The 21,360-nt window shown below is 40.3% G+C and carries 19 protein-coding genes and 1 riboswitch; of the genes, 13 read left to right on the top strand and 6 right to left on the bottom strand.

The annotated features are described in order from the left end of the window. Positions 1-28: 28 nt before the first annotated feature. From HJG58_RS14805 to gluQRS, 6 genes are all read left to right on the top strand, one after another. Positions 29-1,111 (top strand): hypothetical protein, encoded by a 1,083-nt coding sequence (locus HJG58_RS14805; RefSeq protein ID WP_216076588.1) that lies wholly within the window; start codon positions 29-31, stop codon positions 1,109-1,111. Positions 1,112-1,145: 34 nt separating this feature from the next. Continuing rightward, a riboswitch (TPP riboswitch) is annotated at positions 1,146-1,280 on the top strand. An 89-nt stretch (positions 1,281-1,369) separates the two neighbouring features. Continuing rightward, positions 1,370-3,247 carry a phosphomethylpyrimidine synthase ThiC gene (thiC, locus tag HJG58_RS14810; RefSeq protein WP_002121180.1) on the top strand — a complete coding sequence of 626 codons (1,878 nt, stop codon included), beginning with the start codon at positions 1,370-1,372 and terminating at the stop codon, positions 3,245-3,247. A gap of 75 nt (positions 3,248-3,322) precedes the next feature. Beyond that, positions 3,323-3,949 carry an NUDIX domain-containing protein gene (locus HJG58_RS14815; RefSeq protein ID WP_170249499.1) on the top strand — a complete coding sequence of 209 codons (627 nt, stop codon included), beginning with the start codon at positions 3,323-3,325 and terminating at the stop codon, positions 3,947-3,949. 4 nt (positions 3,950-3,953) lie between these two features. Continuing rightward, positions 3,954-4,766: a 3',5'-cyclic-AMP phosphodiesterase gene (gene cpdA, locus HJG58_RS14820; protein WP_170249500.1), complete on the top strand. Its 813-nt coding sequence runs from the start codon at positions 3,954-3,956 to the stop codon at positions 4,764-4,766. Between the two features lie 211 nt (positions 4,767-4,977). Next, positions 4,978-5,514 carry an RNA polymerase-binding protein DksA gene (dksA, locus tag HJG58_RS14825; protein WP_002121205.1) on the top strand — a complete coding sequence of 179 codons (537 nt, stop codon included), beginning with the start codon at positions 4,978-4,980 and terminating at the stop codon, positions 5,512-5,514. Position 5,515: 1 nt separating this feature from the next. After that, on the top strand, positions 5,516-6,412 hold the full coding sequence (gene gluQRS / locus HJG58_RS14830; RefSeq protein ID WP_170249501.1) for a tRNA glutamyl-Q(34) synthetase GluQRS: 897 nt from the start codon (positions 5,516-5,518) through the stop codon (positions 6,410-6,412). 53 nt (positions 6,413-6,465) lie between these two features. Here gluQRS and ftsW read toward each other — a convergent pair whose 3' ends face one another. The 5 genes from ftsW to HJG58_RS14855 form a co-directional block, all read right to left on the bottom strand. Further along, positions 6,466-7,662 (bottom strand): putative lipid II flippase FtsW, encoded by a 1,197-nt coding sequence (gene ftsW / locus HJG58_RS14835; protein ID WP_005079447.1) that lies wholly within the window; start codon positions 7,660-7,662, stop codon positions 6,466-6,468. A 24-nt stretch (positions 7,663-7,686) separates the two neighbouring features. Beyond that, positions 7,687-9,033, bottom strand: a complete 1,347-nt coding sequence (gene murD, locus HJG58_RS14840; protein WP_170249502.1) for a UDP-N-acetylmuramoyl-L-alanine--D-glutamate ligase — start codon at positions 9,031-9,033, stop codon at positions 7,687-7,689. 160 nt (positions 9,034-9,193) lie between these two features. Continuing rightward, positions 9,194-9,445, bottom strand: a complete 252-nt coding sequence (locus HJG58_RS14845) for a DUF6587 family protein (RefSeq protein WP_170249503.1) — start codon at positions 9,443-9,445, stop codon at positions 9,194-9,196. A gap of 20 nt (positions 9,446-9,465) precedes the next feature. Further along, the gene (gene feoB / locus HJG58_RS14850; RefSeq protein ID WP_170249504.1) at positions 9,466-11,319 is read right to left on the bottom strand and encodes a ferrous iron transporter B; all 1,854 of its coding nucleotides are present in this window, start codon (positions 11,317-11,319) and stop codon (positions 9,466-9,468) included. Next, positions 11,316-11,579, bottom strand: a complete 264-nt coding sequence (locus tag HJG58_RS14855; protein ID WP_081032098.1) for a FeoA family protein — start codon at positions 11,577-11,579, stop codon at positions 11,316-11,318. The genes feoB and HJG58_RS14855 overlap by 4 nt, the downstream gene beginning before the upstream one ends. Positions 11,580-11,722: 143 nt before the next feature. Between HJG58_RS14855 and xerD the strand changes: the two genes are divergently transcribed. The 4 genes from xerD (at position 11,723) to thrC (ending at position 16,344) form a co-directional block, all read left to right on the top strand. Further along, a complete protein-coding gene (xerD, locus tag HJG58_RS14860; RefSeq protein WP_170249505.1) occupies positions 11,723-12,643 on the top strand; it encodes a site-specific tyrosine recombinase XerD in 921 nt (306 codons plus the stop codon). Between the two features lie 146 nt (positions 12,644-12,789). Beyond that, positions 12,790-13,605, top strand: coding sequence for a DsbC family protein (locus HJG58_RS14865; RefSeq protein ID WP_032006847.1), 816 nt, complete (start codon positions 12,790-12,792; stop codon positions 13,603-13,605). Positions 13,606-13,848: 243 nt separating this feature from the next. Next, complete coding sequence (locus HJG58_RS14870; protein WP_002121263.1) at positions 13,849-15,150, top strand: homoserine dehydrogenase; 1,302 nt, start codon at positions 13,849-13,851, stop codon at positions 15,148-15,150. A 54-nt stretch (positions 15,151-15,204) separates the two neighbouring features. Further along, positions 15,205-16,344 (top strand): threonine synthase, encoded by a 1,140-nt coding sequence (thrC, locus tag HJG58_RS14875; protein WP_002048893.1) that lies wholly within the window; start codon positions 15,205-15,207, stop codon positions 16,342-16,344. A 106-nt stretch (positions 16,345-16,450) separates the two neighbouring features. On the opposite strand, the gene pbpG is transcribed toward thrC, so the two are convergent. Next, a complete protein-coding gene (pbpG, locus tag HJG58_RS14880; protein ID WP_170249506.1) occupies positions 16,451-17,497 on the bottom strand; it encodes a D-alanyl-D-alanine endopeptidase PBP7/8 in 1,047 nt (348 codons plus the stop codon). Between the two features lie 212 nt (positions 17,498-17,709). On the opposite strand from pbpG, the gene gacA reads away from it, so the two are divergent. The 3 genes from gacA to HJG58_RS14895 are packed head-to-tail and all read left to right on the top strand — an operon-like array spanning position 17,710 to position 21,360. Then, positions 17,710-18,345: a response regulator transcription factor GacA gene (gacA, locus tag HJG58_RS14885; RefSeq protein WP_002121174.1), complete on the top strand. Its 636-nt coding sequence runs from the start codon at positions 17,710-17,712 to the stop codon at positions 18,343-18,345. 10 nt (positions 18,346-18,355) lie between these two features. Next, positions 18,356-19,924 (top strand): sensor histidine kinase, encoded by a 1,569-nt coding sequence (locus HJG58_RS14890; protein ID WP_216076589.1) that lies wholly within the window; start codon positions 18,356-18,358, stop codon positions 19,922-19,924. Between the two features lie 23 nt (positions 19,925-19,947). Then, a complete protein-coding gene (locus HJG58_RS14895; RefSeq protein ID WP_170249507.1) occupies positions 19,948-21,360 on the top strand; it encodes a sigma-54-dependent transcriptional regulator in 1,413 nt (470 codons plus the stop codon).

Here is a 21,360-nt window from a genome sequence, read left to right on the forward strand (position 1 = left end):
GAGCAATATTCACTTTGATAAAAAAACAATGATGAAAAAAGTTCTAATGATGAGTGTATGCAGCGCACTACTTTTAGCTGGATGTAATAAAACATCAGAGCAAGATCAGGCTGTATCTAAAGAGCAAAAACCAACTGAACAAAAGGCTACTCAAAAACAAGACAGCAGTTGCTTACAAATTATGGCTGCTACGCAGAAAATCAACCAAAACAGCAAAATAGAAGATTTAAATCAAATTAATGAAAAGCTTAAAAGCTGTGTTCCCTCTTTAAAAAATGATGAGCAGCTTAAGCTTATTGATGCTTCAACTGCGATGTATCAACGTTTTCTTAAACAAGACTACACTGAAAAAACAGGGAGAGCTTTTGAAGCATTTGGCTATGCCGTTTTAGAACAGAAACAAGACCTTAAAAAGGTCATCCAAACCCAGAAAAAACTCTTCGACCAACTTAGCCCGCGTGATCAATATTTACTTCAACATGAAGGCCAAGCCTACATTGAACTTCTCTATCAAGGTGAGGGTATGTTTACCTATCGACGTCAGCCAAACTATTTAGTTGAGGTTTTTTCTACGTCCTTACCAGCAGACCAAAAAGAGTTCTTAACTCGTATGGCCAAAGATAATCAGGATATTTTCTATAACGATGGTGCGTTGGCTGTTTCATGGAAAGAACTTACTGAACGAGCACTTTTTTGGGAAAAATTTATTCAGAAATATCCAAAAAGCCACTTTATTAGTGATGCAAAACGACTATTTAATGAATATCGCTATTTTATTTTCTTTGGTTTAGATAACACGCCAGTGTCAGATGAATATGCACCGAATACGTGGTTTGATAAAGATGCTCTTCAACAAATTCGGTTTTTGTCTACACAAAATCAGTCGAGTTTAGCGAAATCCGCTCAACTGTTTCTTAAGTTTATTGCCACTCCTGTAGAGGAGCGTAATAAGCAATTTAAAATAGATTTAACTGATAAAAATGGTGATAAAAAATCAAATTATCAGATTACTCATGAACAGCTTGAGCAGCTATTAAAATTTGATTCGCCATGGAACACGGAAGTCTATCGTGACTGCCATATGGATGCAGTTTGTATAGATACAAATTGACAATGCCAGCCAACCTAAAACATGTTAGTCTGTAAATCGCTTGACGGAGCGCGAGTAATAGCTCGCTGAGATTGTGTAAATTCTGTGTTATCGCGACACAAGTTTGATCACAAGTACCGTTGAACCTGATCAGGTTAAGACCTGCGTAGGAATCAAGCCATCTGAAAACTTAAAGCCTTAAATTTATCTAATAAAGATAAATCCGCCATCGTTTTTGGTCGTGCTTGATTCGTTGATGTTATTCATAAGGATCATGTGATGAACCAGTTAACGAATCTTTCTTCTGCTGAAATTTCAGCACAACATGAACAAGATGCAAAAGATTTAACTCGCATCTTACCCGCTTCTAAAAAAGTTTATATTGAAGGCTCTCGCCCTGACATTCAGGTTCCAATGCGGGAAATTTCTTTAACCGACACCCCAACTGGCCTTGGTGGTGAACATAACCCTCCTGTTATGGTATATGACACTTCAGGTGTTTATACCGACCCAAATGTTCAAATTGATTTAGACAAAGGTTTACCTTCAGTTCGCCAAAACTGGATTGAAGAGCGTAACGATACTGACGTACTTTCTGGTTTAACTTCAAAGTTTGGTCAAGAACGTTTAAAAGACATTCGTACCGCTGATATTCGTTTTGCGCACATTCAAAATCCGCGCCGTGCCAAAGCAGGCAAAAATGTCACTCAAATGCACTATGCCAAGCAAGGTATTATCACACCTGAAATGGAATATATTGCAATTCGTGAAAATCAACGCCAGCGTGAAGGTGTTGATATGCGTCAACATGCTGGACAAAATTTCGGTGCAAAAAACTTAAAAGAAATTACACCTGAATTTGTTCGCCAAGAAGTTGCTGAAGGTCGTGCGATCATTCCTGCAAACATTAATCACCCAGAACTTGAACCAATGATTATTGGTCGTAACTTCTTGGTTAAAATTAATGCCAACATTGGTAACTCAGCGCTTGGCTCTTCAATTGATGAAGAAGTTGCGAAAATGACTTGGGCAACGCGTTGGGGTGCCGACACCATTATGGATTTGTCGACAGGTAAAAACATTCATGAAACACGTGAATGGATTATTCGTAACTCACCTGTTCCAATCGGTACCGTGCCAATCTATCAAGCACTTGAAAAAGTTGATGGCGTCGCAGAGGACTTAACTTGGGAAATCTTCAAAGACACACTAATTGAACAAGCCGAGCAAGGTGTTGACTACTTCACAATTCACGCTGGTGTATTACTTCGCTATGTACCACTTACAGCAAACCGTTTAACAGGTATTGTATCTCGTGGTGGTTCAATCATGGCGCAGTGGTGTCTAGCACATCATGAAGAAAACTTCCTATACACACATTTCGATGAAATCTGTGAAATCATGAAGGCTTATGACGTTTCATTTAGCTTAGGTGATGGCTTACGTCCTGGCTGTATCCAAGATGCAAATGACGAAGCACAGTTCAGCGAACTCAAAACATTAGGTGAACTGACTCACCGTGCATGGGAACACGATGTTCAAGTCATGATTGAAGGCCCTGGTCATGTACCAATGCACATGATTAAAGAAAACATGGACCTTCAGTTAGAAGTGTGTAAAGAAGCACCATTCTATACGCTTGGACCATTAACAACAGATATCGCTCCGGGTTATGACCACATTACTTCTGCAATTGGTGCAGCCATGATTGGTTGGTACGGCACAGCGATGCTTTGTTATGTGACACCAAAAGAACACTTAGGTTTACCAAACAAAAAAGATGTTAAAGACGGAATTATTACCTACAAGCTTGCAGCACATGCTGCCGATCTTGCGAAAGGGCATCCGGGTGCTCAAGTTCGCGATAATGCCTTATCAAAAGCTCGTTTTGAATTCCGTTGGGATGATCAGTTCAACCTAAGTCTAGACCCTGATACAGCACGTAGTATGCACGATGAAACCTTACCAAAAGAGGCTCATAAATCTGCACACTTCTGCTCAATGTGTGGTCCAAAATTCTGTTCAATGAAAATCACTCAGAATGTACGCGACTATGCCAACAACCTCACCAATAACGATTCAGAGGTTGAAGAAGGCCTCAAAGCGATGAAAGAGGTTTATCAGGAGCAAGGTCAAAAACTGTATCATAAAGTGTAAATATTCAAAAAAAACACTTGCCTAGCCCTGATTCTCGGTTAGGATGAAATAAATAGATTTCGTCCTGATCGAATCATGAGTATTGTTGAACGTCCAAGTTATACATCTAAAGATGTCGAAGTAACATCACGTGAATCTCTATTCCGTGGTTTTATTCAAGTTGAAAAAGTCAGCCTTCGACATCGTCTATTTAATCAATCTGAATATACTCATGTATTGCAGCGTGAACTCGTTCATCGGCCTGAAGCAGCTGGCGTACTACTCTACAACGATCAAAAACAACAGTTTGCTCTGATTGAACAGTTCCGTGTTGGGGCTTTAGATGATGCTCAATCACCGTGGCAGTTAGAAATAATTGCAGGCGTGCTAGATGGTGATGAATCACCAGAAAGTTGTATTCGACGAGAGAGCCTTGAAGAATCAGGTTGCGAAGTTCAAAATTTAGAGCATCTATTTAGCTTTTACCCGTCAGCTGGTGCTTGCTCAGAGTTATTTCATCTCTATGTTGCCGAAACTGAATTACCCGCTGAAGGGGGTGTTTTTGGCGTAGATGATGAGGGGGAAAATATTCAATTGCACTTATTTAATTATAGTGAAATCCAGACTCTACTCGACAGCGGACGTTTAAGAAATGCTCCTGTCATTATGGCATTACAATGGCTGGCCCAACACAGCAAAACGATAATAAACCCGAAGAGGTAGGACGGTGACTTTTCAAGTCTCAACACTTTCACAAAAAGACCATGTCATTATACAAATTACCGATACCCACCTATTGGAGTATCCGCATTTAGAATTTGTGGGTATGAATCCTGAAGAAAGCTTTCACGCCATTATTCAACAGATACTTAATAAACATCCTGAAACTGATGCAATTATCCATACCGGGGACCTAGCTCAGGCACCAACGCCTATTACCTACAAACGTTATATTCAATATATGCAAACGCTTGGTCTGCCCTTTTTTCAGACCTTAGGTAATCATGACAATGTTGACCATTTTCCATTGCATAAAGAGAATCATCAGGAACCTGTGGTCATTTGCTTAGGGAACTGGCGGATTATTCTATTAAATAGTGCGGTAAAAGGTCATATTGATGGACATCTATCAGCAGAACAGCTAGAGAACTTAACGGCTTTACTTGAAGAGTATGCAGATAACCCGATTTTGCTGGCTTGTCATCACCACCCTTTTGCCATGAAGTCAAAATGGATTGATCATCACAAGTTACAAAATTCTAATGCTTTACTTACAGCATTAACGCCGTTTAAAAATGTAAAAGCTTTGGTCTGCGGGCATGTTCATCAAGACTCAATCAACATTTGGCAAGGGGTCGAATTTTTCTCTACACCTTCGACAAGTGTTCAGTTTAAACCCTTTAGTAATGATTTTGCACTCGATCAAAATGCTCCCGGCTACCGTTACATTCGTCTAAAAAACGATGGTAGTTTTGAAACAGAAGTCTTCCGTCTTGAAAATTTTCATGGCCATATAAACACTGATATTTCAGGCTATTAGCCCTATTTCTTATATGCTTATATATAATTATGACTGGGGCAAACACGTTTTGAAAATATTTACGGGGCGGAATGACTATCATCTTGCAGGAAAAATCTATATGATGACGACCCGATGGGAAAATCCCATCGATGGTTTTCTATAAAAACACTTGCATATCACCATATTTTTTGCGTATAGATAATACGTGTATGATGAGGAATGCCCTATTATGGCGAATGACAACCACAACCAAGTTTTGGATGAACATACAGAAGTTGTAGTGGAAGGTGACAAAGCTTCTGCAAAACGTGCACGTAAAGTGAAACCTAAAACTTCTGACATAGGCACAACTGCAAGTTTATTTGGTATTGCACCTTATCAACCTAAGAAAAATGAAGAGTACATGTCTGAAGGACAGCTCGAGCATTTCCGACAAATTCTGCAAGCATGGAAAGCTGAATTAATGTCTGAAGTTGATCGTACTTTAAATACGATGCAAGACGAATCAACTGCACTGCCAGATGTAAACGACCGTGCGACCCAAGAAGAAGAATTTGCAATTGAATTACGTACACGTGACCGTGAACGTAAGTTAATTCGTAAAATCGAACAATCTATGGAAGCTATTAAGAATGAAGACTACGGTTTCTGTGAAACTTGTGGTATTGAAATCGGCTTACGTCGTTTAGAAGCGCGTCCAACTGCAACGTTATGTATTGACTGCAAAACTTTGGCAGAAATTAAAGAGAAGCAAAATAACGGTTAATATGACCGCTGTAGCTACTCAAGAAAAGCCTAGCTTTTCATACTCAGGTCGGTTTGCGCCATCGCCAACCGGCCCTTTGCATTTTGGATCACTCATTACTGCTGTTGCCAGCTATTGCGATGCAAAAGCCCATCAAGGCAAATGGCTCGTTCGTGTCGAAGATACAGATATTCCTCGTATTTATCCCGGCAGCGAAGAGCATATTCTCACATCACTTGAAGCCTTCCAGTTCGAACCCGATACAGACATCATCTTTCAAAAAAATCGTTTAGACATTTATGAAAGCGTATTAGACCAACTCAAAAAAGAAGGTCTTATCTATGCATGTCAATGTACCCGCAAAATGCTTGGTTCAAATGCAATCTATGCAGGTACTTGCCGCGATCTCAATCTTGATTTTCAAGGTCAAGCGATTCGGGTAAAAGTTCAAGATCAGCAGATCTGTTTTGATGATCGATTGCAAGGACGTCATTGCTCCAATCTACAATATGATCTTGGAGATTTTGTTCTTAAGCGCCGTGATGGAATTATTAACTATCAACTTGCGGTCGTTGTGGATGATTATCTACAAGGTATTACCCATGTCGTTCGAGGCGCGGACTTATTAGATAACACCGAACGTCAGATTTGGTTAGGCCAGCTTCTGGGTTACCCTAAATTGAGCTATATGCACCTTCCCCTTGCCATGAATGACCAAGGGCAAAAGCTCTCTAAACAAAATCTAGCCCAAGCACTCGATTTATCAAAAGCGCCTGAATTACTTCAAAAAGCAATACTGGCCTTGGGACAACCCAACGTTGATTTAGATCAGCCTAGAGCGATGCTCAAACAGGCTGTAGCGCAGTGGAATGTTGATTTGATTCCCCATGGGCAAGAGCTCAGCGGAACATATCTATAAATAATAAAAAAGCCCGATATCAAATCAGGCTTTTTAAACTTCTAAATACTCAATTAGAAGTTTGACTCTTCTCGTTCTGGGTTGACTTCTTGTGTTGATGCATCAATCTTTAAGATTAAGCTAATCATCGCAGCACACATCATTAAAGACGTACCACCATAACTAATGAATGGCAAAGTCAAACCTTTCGTCGGCATTAAACCCATATTCATGCCCGCATTTACCAAAATCTGAAGCAAGAAAATAATGCTAATACCGTAAGCTAAATAGCCTGCACGAAGGTAATGATGTTTCAAAGCACGGTGACCAATTTTGATACAACATGCTAGCATCAAGAAAGACAAGCCAATAACAATAGAAATACCCACGAAACCAAATTCTTCACCTAGCACTGCCAACATAAAGTCAGTATGCGCTTCAGGTAAATAAGATAGTTTTTGTACACTGTGACCTAAGCCTGTACCAAACCATTCACCACGACCAAAAGCCATTAGTGCATTTGATAACTGATAACCTACACCTAATGGATCTGCCCATGGGTCAGTAAACGAGATCAAACGCTGGAAACGGTATGGTTCAAATAAGATCAAAAACACGATACCCGTGACAATCGCGCCAAGCATGATTAAGAACTGAGTTGGCGGCGCACCCGCTAAAAAGAACACCCCAACCATCATCATGACAATAACGACAGTTGCTCCCAAGTCAGGCTCAGCAATAATTAAACCAACCGTGATTGCCATAACCCCACTTAAACGCAATAAGCCTTTCCAATGAGTACGAACCTCTTTGGCACGGCGTACAACGTAGTCTGCGGTAAAGATCGCCATCATGACTTTGGCAACCTCGGTTGGCTGCAAGGTAAAGCCACCGATCTTAATCCAACGTGTAGAACCGTTGACTTCCGAACCCACTACCAAAGCAGCAAGCAACAGAACCATGGTTAATAACCACAGCGGGAAGGTATTTTTAAACCACGTATTTAGTGATATTCGATAGGTCAAATAAGCCACTACACCCGCAGCGACAATCGAAATACCATGACGAATCACATAGTGAAACGGGTTTTCATGCATATATTCAGCATAGGGCATCGAAGCAGATGCAACCATCACGGAACCGATACACAATAATGCAACGACACAGAAAATCAGGACATTACGTGGCGTCACTTCCGCTGGCCATTTAGGCAATATCCGTTCATACCAATGATTGATTTTCTGGATTGTGGTCTGAGCTAAGCCTGCCATACTACATTCCTAATCATGTTTTCTTTAAACCAACGAATTGACGCAGGCAACAAACTGCTGACCACGGTCATTATAACTTTTAAACATATCAAAACTTGCACATGCTGGTGATAACAACACCACATCTTCGGCCTGAGTCTCACGTTGAGACAGCTCTACAGCTTCTTTAAGCGTTGCTGCATGTAAAATTTTGGTTGCACCTTGAATTGCTTGTTCAATAACCGGAGCATCCTCACCAATCAATACCACAACTTTGGCATATTTTTCGATAGAAGAACGTAATGGTCCAAAATCCTGACCTTTACCTTGCCCGCCTAAAATCAAGGCAACTTTACCTTTTTTAACCTCAATTGCAGCGCCTAAACCATCAATCGCTGCAAGCGTAGCACCAACGTTGGTGCCTTTAGAGTCATTGTAATAACGTACATCATGCACAGTCTTTACATATTCACAGCGATGCTCTAATCCTTTAAATTGTTTTAAGGTTTCAAGCATGGATTCCATAGGCAGGCCTATTGCCTCACCTAATGCGAGACAAGCCAAAGCATTTGCTACGTTATGCATGCCTTGAATATATAAATCTGAGCTTTTAATTAAACGCTGCAAACCACGTGCAAGCCAAAGCGTGCCATCGCCATCTCTTAAAACACCATATTGATTTAAGTCTGGAGCATTTAGACCAAAGCTTTGCATTGGTGTTGTATCTGGAACAAGAGGACGACTTAAAGCATCATCACGGTTAAATACTACTTTTTTAACACCTTGGAAAATACGGTGTTTTGCTTGATGGTAACCCAACATATTGCCGTGACGATCTAAGTGATCTTCACTCATATTGAGAACCACAGCAACTTCAGCATTCAAATGAGACGTGGTTTCTAGCTGAAAACTTGATAGCTCAAGTACAATTAATTCAGGTTGATCTTTTAATAAATCTAGAGCTGGACGTCCAAGATTGCCACCCACGGCAACTTTCTTACCCGCATCTTTAGCCATTAAGCCAATTAAAGTCGTTACTGTACTTTTCGCATTAGAGCCAGTAATTGCAACAATAGGCACATCGGTTGCACGGCGTAATAATTGAATATCCCCTACCACAGAAATACCTTTAGCAATAGCTGCCTGAATTTCTGGTAATTGTGGTGCAAGGCCTGGGCTTAAAATAATTTCTTCTGCTTGTAATAATAATTCTTGGTCAAGTTGACCGAAACTAGTTTTAACGCCAGCTGGAATCTGATCATGTCCTGGCGGCGTGGGGCGAGAGTCTGTTACTGCAACTTGGTAGCCTTGTTGATGCAAGAAATTTACAGCAGAAACGCCTGAGATTCCCAAGCCTGCTACAACTTTTAACCCACCACGTTGTATTAACATTTTTGCCCCACAATTTATCAATCGACAGAATGGCAAAAATGTTAGCACTTTGCTGTTTTGAATGCTTTTTCAGTTTGAACTTTATTCATCTTTTTTTGTGTCAGTGCGTAAAAAAGCCATCAATATGATGGCTTTTTAAACGAAACAAGAAATACTGAATCTACTGCCATTTAATCGGCTTAATTTCTTGAACTGTATTGGTAGGTTTATCTTCGCTTGAACAACCACAACCGCCAGCACAACCAAAGGTCATTTTCGGTTTAAGCCACTTTGCCAAAGTTACCCAACCCTGCTTTTCGCAAAATGTAGAGAGTGATGAAAAGACTGAATTTGCTGTTTTTGGAAATACTTTCTTAAAAACAACTACAGCACTCCAAATCACTAAAACCGCAATAATCAGATATTGAACCATATACAACCTCCTTTATTGCCTTAACCCCAATAGTGGGAAGCAATTTGATAGGTAACAAACGATGCAAAATAAGCTAAACCAAACAGATATGCAGTCATAGCTGCAACATGTTTCCATGAACCTGTTTCACGGCGTACCGTTGCCAATGTTGCCAAACAATGTGGAGCATAAATGAACCACACTAAAAGCGATAAACCTGTTGCCAAAGACCAACCTGTTCCATCCGAACTAATCAGATGTGACAAACCTTGTGCCACAGCATCATCATCTGTTGCAGACAAGGCATAAACTGTACCTAATGCCGCGACTACCACTTCACGAGCTGCCATAGCTGGAATTAAAGCAATACAGATTTGCCAGTTAAAACCAATTGGAGCAAATAAAGGTTGTATAAGATGCCCGAGCATACCTGCAAAACTATAATCTATGGCAGGTAATGTCGCCCCTTCTGGTGGCTGCGGAAAAGTACACAAGAACCAAAGCAAAATAGAGAGCGCAAAAATGATTCCACCGACGCGTTTCAAGAAGATCTTTGCACGATCCAATAAACCGATTCCCACACTTTTTAAATCAGGGAAACGATAACTTGGCAGCTCTAGCAGTAAAGCATGCTGTGATTTATCTTTTTGCAAAAACTTCATTAAAAATGAAACGCAAAGAGCACTCACAATACCAGCCATATACAGACCGAAAAGCACTAAACCTTGTAAGTTGAAAATACCCCAGACCATTTTCTCTGGAATAAAGGCAGCAATCAGCAAGGCATATACAGGTAAGCGTGCCGAACAGGTCATTAAAGGTGCAACCATAATGGTCGTAAAACGATCACGAGGGTCACTAATACTACGCGTTGCCATAATTCCCGGTACTGCACAAGCAAAGCTCGAAAGTAAAGGAATGAAAGCACGACCACTTAAGCCAGCTTGGAACATTAATTTATCAAGCAAGAATGCTGCACGCGGTAAATAGCCCGATTCTTCTAATACCAAAATGAAGAAGAACAAGATTAAAATTTGTGGCAAGAACACAACTACGCCACCTGCACCCGCAATAATTCCGTCGACAACCAGACTATGCAGTAGTGGCTGCGTAATCACACTTCCTATTACTTCACCCAGCCAGCCGAAGAAGCCCTCAATACCGTCCATAAAAGGAGCTGCCCATGCAAAAACTGCTTGGAACACAATAAACATCATGATGGCAAGGCTAAGTAGGCCTAAAACTGGATGTAAGAAAATCCGATCTAGAAAATCAGTCCGCTTATCACCCTGATCAACATAATGAACAACATCTTTAAAAATCATATCGATTTTCTGATGATGAGTCCCAGTTAAACCGCTCAGTTCGGTTTGTGGCACACTGTATTTTTCTTGATCAAGAGCGTGTAATAAATTTTCAATACCCGCATTTCGAACAGCAACTGTTTCAACAACGGGTACGCCCAAACGCTGGGACAGCTTTTGAGTATTAATTTGGATACCACGACGGCGCGCTTCATCCATCATATTCAGTACAAGTAAAATCGGGCGACCTAGCTCGATCATTTCGAGCACTAGCCCTAAATGCAATTTTAAGTTAGTTGCATCAACCACACATAAAAAGGCATCTTGCTGCCCCTCTTCTTCAATTTTACCCAAGCAGACATCACGGGTAATCACTTCATCAGGACTGGTTGCATTAAGACTATATGTACCCGGTAAATCGAGTACACGCACAGCTCGACCTGAAGGCAACTGAAAATGACCAACCTTACGCTCGACCGTTACACCCGCATAGTTGGCGACTTTTTGTCGAGTTCCAGTTAAATGGTTAAAAAGAGAGGTTTTACCACAGTTAGGGTTTCCCACAAGGGCAATACGTAACGCATCACTCATGCGGGTACTCCTTCTTCTACTTGAATTTCAATTTTTTCCGCTTCTGCTTTACGTAAAGCGAAACGAGTAAAGCCTATTTGGATCAAGATCGGATCACCACCAAAAACACCTTTGGTAATCACTTCCACTCGTGTGCCCGGTACAAAGCCCAGACTTTCCAAACGAATTGCGACCAAATCTTGTTGCTCGGACTCTAGTTCTATCCGATTCACTTTGGTGATGGTCGCCGCTTGCTTCACTTTTAAAGCTGATAAACGCACCGCATCCGATCCTAAACCTTTTTTAATAGTATACATATAAATGAGAATAATTACCAAATAAGGTTAAATTTCACTTCTTATTCAGTTTAATCGACAAACCTTAAAGTTTCTTTTAAAGTACAGAGGTTTAGAGGATGTAGTGTATGTTGAATAAAAAACCGCGTATTCCAAGCCCTGTTCAAATACCTGAACATTTAAGCTTTTTACAAGGTTTTCGTGACTACCTCGTTGCTCAGACGGTAAGTCCACATACACGTAATGCTTATTTATCCGACCTCATTCAATGCAGTGAACTTCATAAAAAATCAGCTCTCCCAGAGTGGACTAGTGATGATATCGCTGATGTTTTGATTGAGTTGACTAAAGTTGGAAAAAGCCCGCGCTCGATTGCCCGCTGCTTATCTACTCTACGCCAGTTTTACAAATTTTTACGTGAACAGAAATTACGAAGCGATAATCCTGTAGCAACCCATCATTCTCCCAAAATTGGCAGAGCCTTACCCAAAGATTTATCAGAAGAAGATGTCGAAGCACTGATTCAGGCTCCTGATATTGATACGGCACTGGGTTTGCGTGATCGGGCAATGTTTGAAGTTCTTTACGCATGTGGTTTACGTGTTTCAGAACTGCTGAACTTACGCCTAGAACTTATTAACCTAAAACAAGGCTATTTAAGAATTACTGGTAAAGGTAATAAAGAGCGTTTGGTCCCGCTAGGCCAATTTGCTTGTGAATGGGTAGAACGCTACTTACAGGATGCTCGGCCTCAACTTTATAAAAGTTCAACCGACTACCTATTTTTAACTCAGCATGGCGGGATTATGAGCCGTCAGAACTTCTGGTATGCCATTAAGCGTTACGCGCTTCAAGCCAATATTCAAGCTGAACTATCACCTCACACCTTACGTCACGCCTTTGCAACACACCTGCTTAATCACGGCGCCGATTTACGCGTAGTACAAATGTTACTGGGCCATAGTGACTTATCAACGACTCAAATTTATACACATGTAGCACAAGTAAGAATGCAACAATTGCATGAAAAACATCATCCTAGAGGTTAAAAAATTTAAAACTTATTATTTGAAATACACCCAACAATCAATTGATTTCGTTCACAAAGGTTAAGAAAGTTTTAACAATACAAACTAGATTTTTTGTTATGCTTAGCAGCTTCTGACTATAAATACTGATGAAATAAGGGTTATCTATGTCTTTTACCCGATCTCAACTTTTTCTTGCCTGTGCGTTGGCTTCTAGCCTGTTATTCAGTGCTTGTTCTAAAGAAAACAAACCACAAAAAGAAGATGCGCTCACTGCGACCGCACCTGCTACTGGGGAAGCTTCAACCATCATTGAACGCAATGAGAAACAGCGGTTAATTGAAACTTTGCAAAAACAATTTAAGAATGCAAACATCAACGCCAAAATTCTAGATATCAAGCCTACTGAAGTGCCTAACTTATATTGGGTAAATCTCGAAGGAATGACGTCGATTTATACAACCAGTGATGGCAAATACCTGATTCAAGGTGATGTCATTCGTTTAGGCGGTAAAGAACTGCATAATATTGGCGATAATCTTCAAGCTTCAGAAAACAAGAAGCATCTTGCTGCTTTAAAAAATGAAGATTTGATTGTCTACCCAGCTAAAGGTGGTAAGGCTAAACATGTGATTTATGTGTTTACCGATGCAAGCTGTCCTTATTGCCATAAATTACATGAGCATTTACCTGAAATTAATGAAAAAGGTATTGAGGTACGTTATATCGCTTGGCCACGCGGTGAACAGTTTATGCCGACTATGGAGGCTGTATGGTGTAGTGCAGACCGTAAAGCTGCCTTTAACCAAGCAGTACAAGGTATCAATATCCCACCTGCTCAATGTAAAAACCCTGTTCGAGAACAATATCAACTTGGCTTAAACATGGGTGTAAATGGAACACCAGCTATTTACAATGTTGATGGCGAGTACCTAGGTGGATACCTAACACCGGATGAATTAATTAAACGTCTGGATAAATAACATCCTTTAAGCTGGTGAATGATTAATCATCTATCTCTTTTAAAAAGCGCTGCTCTGATTGCAGCGCTTTGTTTTTTCAATAATTAATATTTAAACAACCTCTGTTTAAAGACTGATCTACTCTTCTTTTCCAAACATCGCACTCTAATTCATTGAACAAGCACTAAAAGCGCTAGAGTCTGGCGTTTTTTTTAGCTATGATCTAGCTTCAACTAAATGATTAAATGATGAATGGAGTGTGACGTGAAACCAGTTCGCCTGGCAATACTCGGTCTAGGAACCGTAGGTGGAGGAGCCCTTAAACTACTACAAGAAAATGCCGCTGAAATTAAACGTCGCACCGGTCGAGAAATTCAAATTACCCACGTTGGAACACGCCGCCCTCGTCCAGATCTTGAATTGGAAGGGATTAAACAAAGCGCCGATTTACTTGACATCGTTCGTCAACCAGACGTTGATGTAGTTGTAGAAGTTATGGGTGGGATCCACCCTGCTTACGAAGTTATCATGGAAGCGATCAAACATGGCAAACAAGTCGTGACTGCAAACAAAGCGTTACTCGCTGAACATGGCAATGAATTATTTAAAGCAGCAGAAGACAATGCTGTGCAAATTGCTTATGAAGCAGCAGTTGCTGGCGGTATTCCAATTATTAAAGTGATCCGTGAAGGTCTTGCTGCAAACCATATCGAATGGTTGGCAGGTATTATTAATGGTACAGGTAACTTTATTCTGACTGAAATGCGTGAGAAAGGTCGTGCATTTGATGATGTATTAAAAGAAGCTCAAGAACTCGGTTATGCAGAAGCAGACCCAACTTTTGACGTTGAGGGTATTGATGCTGCGCATAAACTTACCATTTTAGCGTCTTGTGCTTTTGGTATTCCTCTTCAATTTGATAAGGTTTATACCGAAGGTATCAGCAAAATCACCGCACAAGATGTGAAATATGCAGAAGATCTTGGTTTCCGCATTAAACATCTCGGTATTGCACGTCGTGCTGAAAAAGGTATTGAATTACGTGTTCATCCAACACTCATTCCAGATGAACAGCTTATTGCGAATGTAAACGGCGTTAAAAATGCTGTTTTAGTTCAGGCAAATGCCGTAGGTCCAACACTCTATTACGGCGCGGGTGCAGGCGCAGGTCCTACAGCTTCTGCGGTTGTTGCTGATGTTATTGATATTGTCCGTGACATCTCTTATACCGAAGACGGTGCAGGCACAATTCCTCAGTTGGCTTTTGAAGCATTAACCAATGTGCCAATTTTAAGCCGTGAAGAAATGACCACAGGTTATTACATCCGCTTAAATGCAGAAGACCAAACTGGCGTACTTGCAGATGTAACTACCATCTTAAGTCGCGCTGGAATTAGTATTGATGCGATCATGCAACAATCTCGTTTAAAAGACCTTATTCCAATCGTGATTCTGACCGATCCAATCGTTGAATCAAAAATGGATGATGCTCTTGCACAAATTCAAGCATTACCTGCAATTCGTGGCGAAATCGTAAGAATTCGTTTAGAATCGCTCGATAGTTAATCAGGTTGAGGGAAAGATTCCCTCTCCCGCTTCACCTCTAATTGGAACACCATCATGTCTAATGCCAATCGTTATACTGGTCTTGTAGATCGTTATCGTGACCGTTTGCCAGTTTCGGCAACTACTCGTGCTATCTCTTTGGGTGAAGGCAACACCCCACTCATTAAACTTGAGAATATTCCACGTATTATTGGCAAAGATGTTGAAATTTATGTGAAATACGAGGGTTTAAACCCAACTGGTTCATTTAAAGACCGTGGTATGACCATGGCTGTAACCAAAGCGGTTGAAGAAGGCTCTAAAGCGATTATCTGTGCATCTACTGGTAACACTTCTGCTGCTGCTGCTGCCTATGCTGCACGTGCAGGTATCAAAGCATTTGTTTTGATTCCAGAAGGCAAAATTGCGATGGGTAAAATGGCACAAGCGATGATGTATGGTGCGATCACTATGCAAATTCGTGGTAACTTTGATGATGGTATGCGTCTTGTAAAAGAAGTCGCTGATCAAGCGCCTGTAACGATTGTAAACTCAATCAACCCTTACCGTTTGCAAGGTCAAAAGACTATTGCTTATGAAATCGTTGAAGCTTTAGGCCGTGCACCTGATTACCACTGCTTACCTGTAGGTAACGCAGGTAACATCACAGCTCACTGGATGGGTTATACCGAAGCTGTAGCAAACCAGCCTGCTGATCAGTTTGAACAAGTGATTTATGATGCTGCTACTGATCAATTCACTGGTCCAAAACCAGAAGGTTTACCAACTATGGTAGGTTACCAAGCTTCTGGCGCAGCTCCATTCTTACGTGGCGCTCCAGTTGAAAGCCCTGAAACTGTTGCAACTGCAATCCGTATTGGTAATCCACAGAGCTGGAACCATGCAAAAGCTGTAGTACGTGACTCTAAAGGCTGGTTTGATGAACTTCAAGACAGCGAAATTTTAGAAGCTCAACGCTTACTTTCTATGTATGAAGGTGTATTTGTTGAGCCAGCGTCTGCTGCTTCTATCGGTGGTGCGATCCGTGATATTAAAGCGGGTAAAATTGCTGAAGGTTCTGTAATTGTATGTACAGTAACTGGTAATGGCTTGAAAGATCCTGACACTGCAATCAAACAATGTGCTGATGCAGTTATGTTGTCAATTGATGCAACAATGGACCAAGTAAAAGATTCGATTTTATCTAATATGTAAGATCTGATTTTTCAAAAAACGGCTGTATTAAACAGCCGTTTTTTTTATGTCTTTTTATAGCCATAAAAAAACGCTTCTTGATAGAAGCGTTTTTAGAATATTGAACTTAAATACGTTTTGGTAAATTACTTAACCAACCCAATAAGTTAGTTGCATCATTATTACGTGCCTGTGTACTTGGTTCACCCAGTAATACAATGACTGCTGGACGTGAGTTTACAGTCGTGTGCATCACAACACAGCGACCTGCTTCATTAATATATCCAGTTTTAGACAAGTTAATATTCCAACCACCATTACGAACTAGAGCATTTGTGTTGTTAGATTTCAACACGCGATACCCCAAGTTAAAGTCATAAGTCGGTGTAGTTGAGAATTGACGAATCAAGCCATATTGAGATGCTGTACTTACCAAAATACCTAAATCACGTGCTGAAGATACATTTTGCGGATGTAAACCCGTAGATTCAATATAATGGGTAGCCGTCATACCTAGTGCACGTGCTTTAGCATTCATTGCAGCTACGAATGCAGGACGACCACCTGGATAAGTACGCGCTAAAGCAGCCGCTGCAGGGTTCTCAGACTTCATTAAAGCAAATAGAAGAACTTCTGCACGGTTCATCTTGTCGCCAACACGGAGTGTTGAACTTGAGTTTTTCCCACCAGCACCAGCAAAATCAATTTGCTCAAGTGTAATTTCTTCTGACATGTTCAAACGTGCATCTGCGGTTACAACTGCTGTCATCAATTTGGTAATAGATGCAATAGGTACCGATGCATTGGTATTTTTACTGTAGAGCACTTCACCAGTTTGCGCATCCATCACAAGTGCCGCACGTGCACTGACACTCGGCTGGGCGTTATAACCCACGGTATCACGGATTGGAGCAACTCTAGGTGTAGAGCTAATAACTTTTGGCGCATTACTGCCACGCAAAGTTGTAGTTACAGATGTTGAACCTTGCGGAGTTGGTTCATCATCTTCATCATTTAAAAATTGACTAGCATCCGCTGCTGACCAATTTAAGCTTGCAGTACCACTATTCCCTGAGGACGGGTTATTGACGAGTTCTGCAAAGCTTGTTGAACTCAAACTAAGCAAAATAGACATGCTTAGCACATGCATTAAAGACTTTTTAGAATTTTTCACGGCACAATACTCGACTCAGGGTGATACACATTTGCGCTTACTATCATTATGCCTTACATTTGAGGGATAAGGTATAACGCTTTTACCGACACAATTGTGCACAACTATTCGCTCACTATATGAGAATAGGATTGCTAATTTTGTCATTCCATTGCAAGCTAATTTTGCTTTATGTAACAAAAAACTTGTTTTTTGAAAGAAAGGAGGTCTTCTTGATTACAGTTTTAGTTGTGGATGACCATGAACTTGTACGTACAGGTATCTGCCGTATGTTAGAAGATCATGCCGATGTAGAGGTCATTGGACAAGCCGAATCGGGTGAAGAAGCAATTGCTATTGTTCGTCAGAAACATCCTCAAGTTGTGCTACTTGATGTCAACATGCCTGGCATCGGTGGCGTAGAAACAACCCGCCGTTTACTACAAACCGCACCAGATACAAAAGTGATTGCAGTCAGTGGCTTAGCAGAAGAACCTTACCCATCTCTGTTGCTTAAAGCAGGAGCTAAAGGTTACATTACCAAAGGTGCTCCAATTACAGAAATGGTTCGCGCAATTAATAAAGTGATGCAAGGTGGCAAATACTTCAGCGCCGATATTGCCGAGCAATTAGCGAGCTCATATTTATCCGATACACAACAATCGCCTTTTGACTCACTATCTGAACGAGAAATGCAAGTTGCAATGATGGTTGTAAATTGTATTAGCGCTCAAGAAATTGCAGACAAACTTTTTGTAAGTGTCAAAACAGTGAATACTTACCGCTACCGTATTTTTGAAAAGCTAGCCATTGATAGTGATGTTAAACTAACTCATCTCGCGATTCGTTACGGTCTGATCAAACCTTAATCAGACTTACATGCAATTTCCCTTAAACTCATCCTTGTCCCATACGATATTTCGTTTGGGCACGTGGTATGGTTTATATCGCCTTATTATTGCGGTTAGTCTGAATATTATTTTGGTTTTAACCGATGCTCAAATCGACAATAGCCTACAACAACCCGCTTTATATTCTTATACACTACTCGGCTATTCGCTCTTAAGCCTACTTCAACTTTTATGCTTTAAGTTTATTGCCACTCAGGCAACAAGGCAGCTCATTTTATTTTTTGTAGTTGATATTATCTGTCTGAGTTTACTTACATTTTCTGTAGGTGAACCAAATCTTCAACTCAGCTTGCTCTATGTTATTGCCATATTTACTTCGGCGATTTTACTTAGCGCAAGAATGTCTTTACTCATTACATTACTTGCAGTCATTGCGGTTATTTACCAACGCTTCGTTGGCAGTTTATTTGACTACAATAATTTAAATACGATTGGTAATAGCGCCTTATTGGCCTTCTTATTTTTTGTAGTACACGGAATCGGACAAATTGCAGTCCAGCGCTTTAAACTACTTGAAGCACTAACTTTCCATCAATCAATAGAACTCTATCAACTACAAAATATTAACCGCTATATCTTGGAACAAATTGAAGAGGGCTATTTAGTTCTAGATGAAAACTACGACATTGTTTTAAGTAATCCAGCCGCCTGCTCTCTTTTAGGAATTCCACCTCAATTTGCCAGTGAAAAATATCCCTTAGCAAAATGGCATGCTGACTTATTTGAAATTCTTAAGTTTGATCATTTAAAAGAAGGTGATCGATTTATTTTTGAATCTCAACTGTCGGCTTATTCTATTAATATTAAAGTGCAACACCTTTTGGTACCACAGCAAGCATTAACACTCCTCATTTTACAAGATGCACAGCAGATTAATCAGCAAGCTCAACAACTCAAACTTGCCGCTTTAGGGCAACTCTCAGCAAGTATTGCACATGAGATCCGTAATCCTCTTGCAGCCATTGTTCAAGCGAATGAATTACTCAAAGATAGTGACGCGGAACAGCAAAACACTTTGCGCAATATGATTAGCAAGCAAACGAAACGCATTGATAGTATTGTTCAAGACACGTTAGGACTTGCCCGCAGTGAAAGAACGTATCCAATCCAGATTGAACTAAACGACTTCATAAAAACGTTATTAGATGAAGATTTATCTGATGTTAAACATGCGATCCAGTTTAAAAGTTCTGATTTATCCTTAAAACTATTGTTTGATGAAAAGCAACTCAGACAAGTACTCATTAATCTTGTTAGAAATGCTCTACGCCACAATGCACCCGACTCTCCCTATGTTCTGATCAATATCCATTCACAAACAAATAAAATTTATATTGATGTGATCGATTACGGTGAAGGTGTTTCAAAACGTGATATATCTCAATTATTTAAACCATTTTTTAGTACCGAAATTAATGGAACTGGTTTAGGATTATATTTGTCTCATAGTTTTTGTGAGGCAAACCATGCAAAGCTCACTTATGTAGAGCAAAAACAAGGGGCATGCTTCAGAATAGAATGCTCAATAATATATTGATTTTTTATTAGGTTTTTGGGGAAATGGCAGAACAGCAACCACTCGTTTTGCTTGTAGACGATGAAGAAGATTTGTGCCTTTTAATGCAAATGACTCTTGCACGAATGGGGATTAAGACACATCTTGCTTATCGGGTTGAACAGGCCAAACAACTCTTTACTCAATTTCATTACGATGCGTGCTTGACCGATTTAAACTTACCCGATGGTAGTGGTTTGGAATTGGTTAAACATGTTTCTCAAACTTACCCTCACACACCCATTGCTGTTTTAACCGCATACGGCAATATGGATATTGCAATTGCAGCATTAAAAGCTGGAGCTTTTGATTTTGTCAGCAAACCTATTAATCAAATTCATTTAGATCAGCTATTAAAAAAAGCGCTTAACCAGCCAAAACCAGAACATGAGTTCGGTGAAACAACTCTAGAGAATGACTTATTAATTGGGCGCTCACCACCTATACAAAACTTACGGACAGCTATTAAAAAAATAGCCCGCTCCCAAGCACCTGTGTTTGTTACCGGTGAGTCTGGTACTGGTAAAGAAGTTGTTGCTAATCTTATGCACCGCTTAAGTAACCGCAGTGAAGGGCCATTTATTGCAATTAACTGCGGAGCAATCCCAACTGAGCTCATGGAAAGTGAACTTTTTGGACATAAAAAAGGGAGCTTTACTGGAGCAACCCAAGACAAACAAGGCCTGATTTTATCAGCTCATGGCGGCAGTTTATTTTTAGATGAAATTGCCGAATTGCCTTTAAGTATGCAGGTTAAATTGCTTCGGGCGGTACAAGAGAAGAAAATTCGCCCTGTCGGTTCAGATCAGGAAATTGATGTAGATTTTCGAGTAATTAGTGCGAGTCACCAAGATTTAGATTTGTTAGTCCAACAAGGTAAATTCCGTCAGGACTTATTCTTCCGTATCCATGTTATGGATATCATGTTGCCACCACTGCGTGAACGTGGTGGAGATATTTTGCTCTTAGCCAATCATTTTATTCAAAAGGTTTGTACGGAATGGGGAATTTCAAGCAAACAATTAACAGCGAGCGCTGAAACTTACTTATTGCAGCAAGATTTTCCGGGTAATGTTCGTGAATTAAGAAATATGATTGAACGAGCTATTACTTTAAGTGATGATGAATATATTGATTTGAAACACTTGGCACCTCCTGTTAGATGCAATAGTGTTAGTCCGCAAATCGCAACTAAACAGGTAAATCAAACGCTAACTGCTCAAACTCATCCAAAATTTCCAATAGAAGGTTTAGAACGCTACTTAGAAAATATCGAAAAAGACATTTTACTAAATGCACTAAACATGACGCATTGGAATCGAACTTTGGCAGCTAAAAAGCTAGGAATGACATTTCGTTCTTTGCGCTATCGACTTAAAAAATTTGGTTTAGATACCGAAATGGGAGAGGAAGTATAA

The sequence above is a fragment of the Acinetobacter geminorum genome (assembly GCF_013009345.1).
GTDB classification, from domain to species: Bacteria; Pseudomonadota; Gammaproteobacteria; order Pseudomonadales; family Moraxellaceae; genus Acinetobacter; species Acinetobacter geminorum.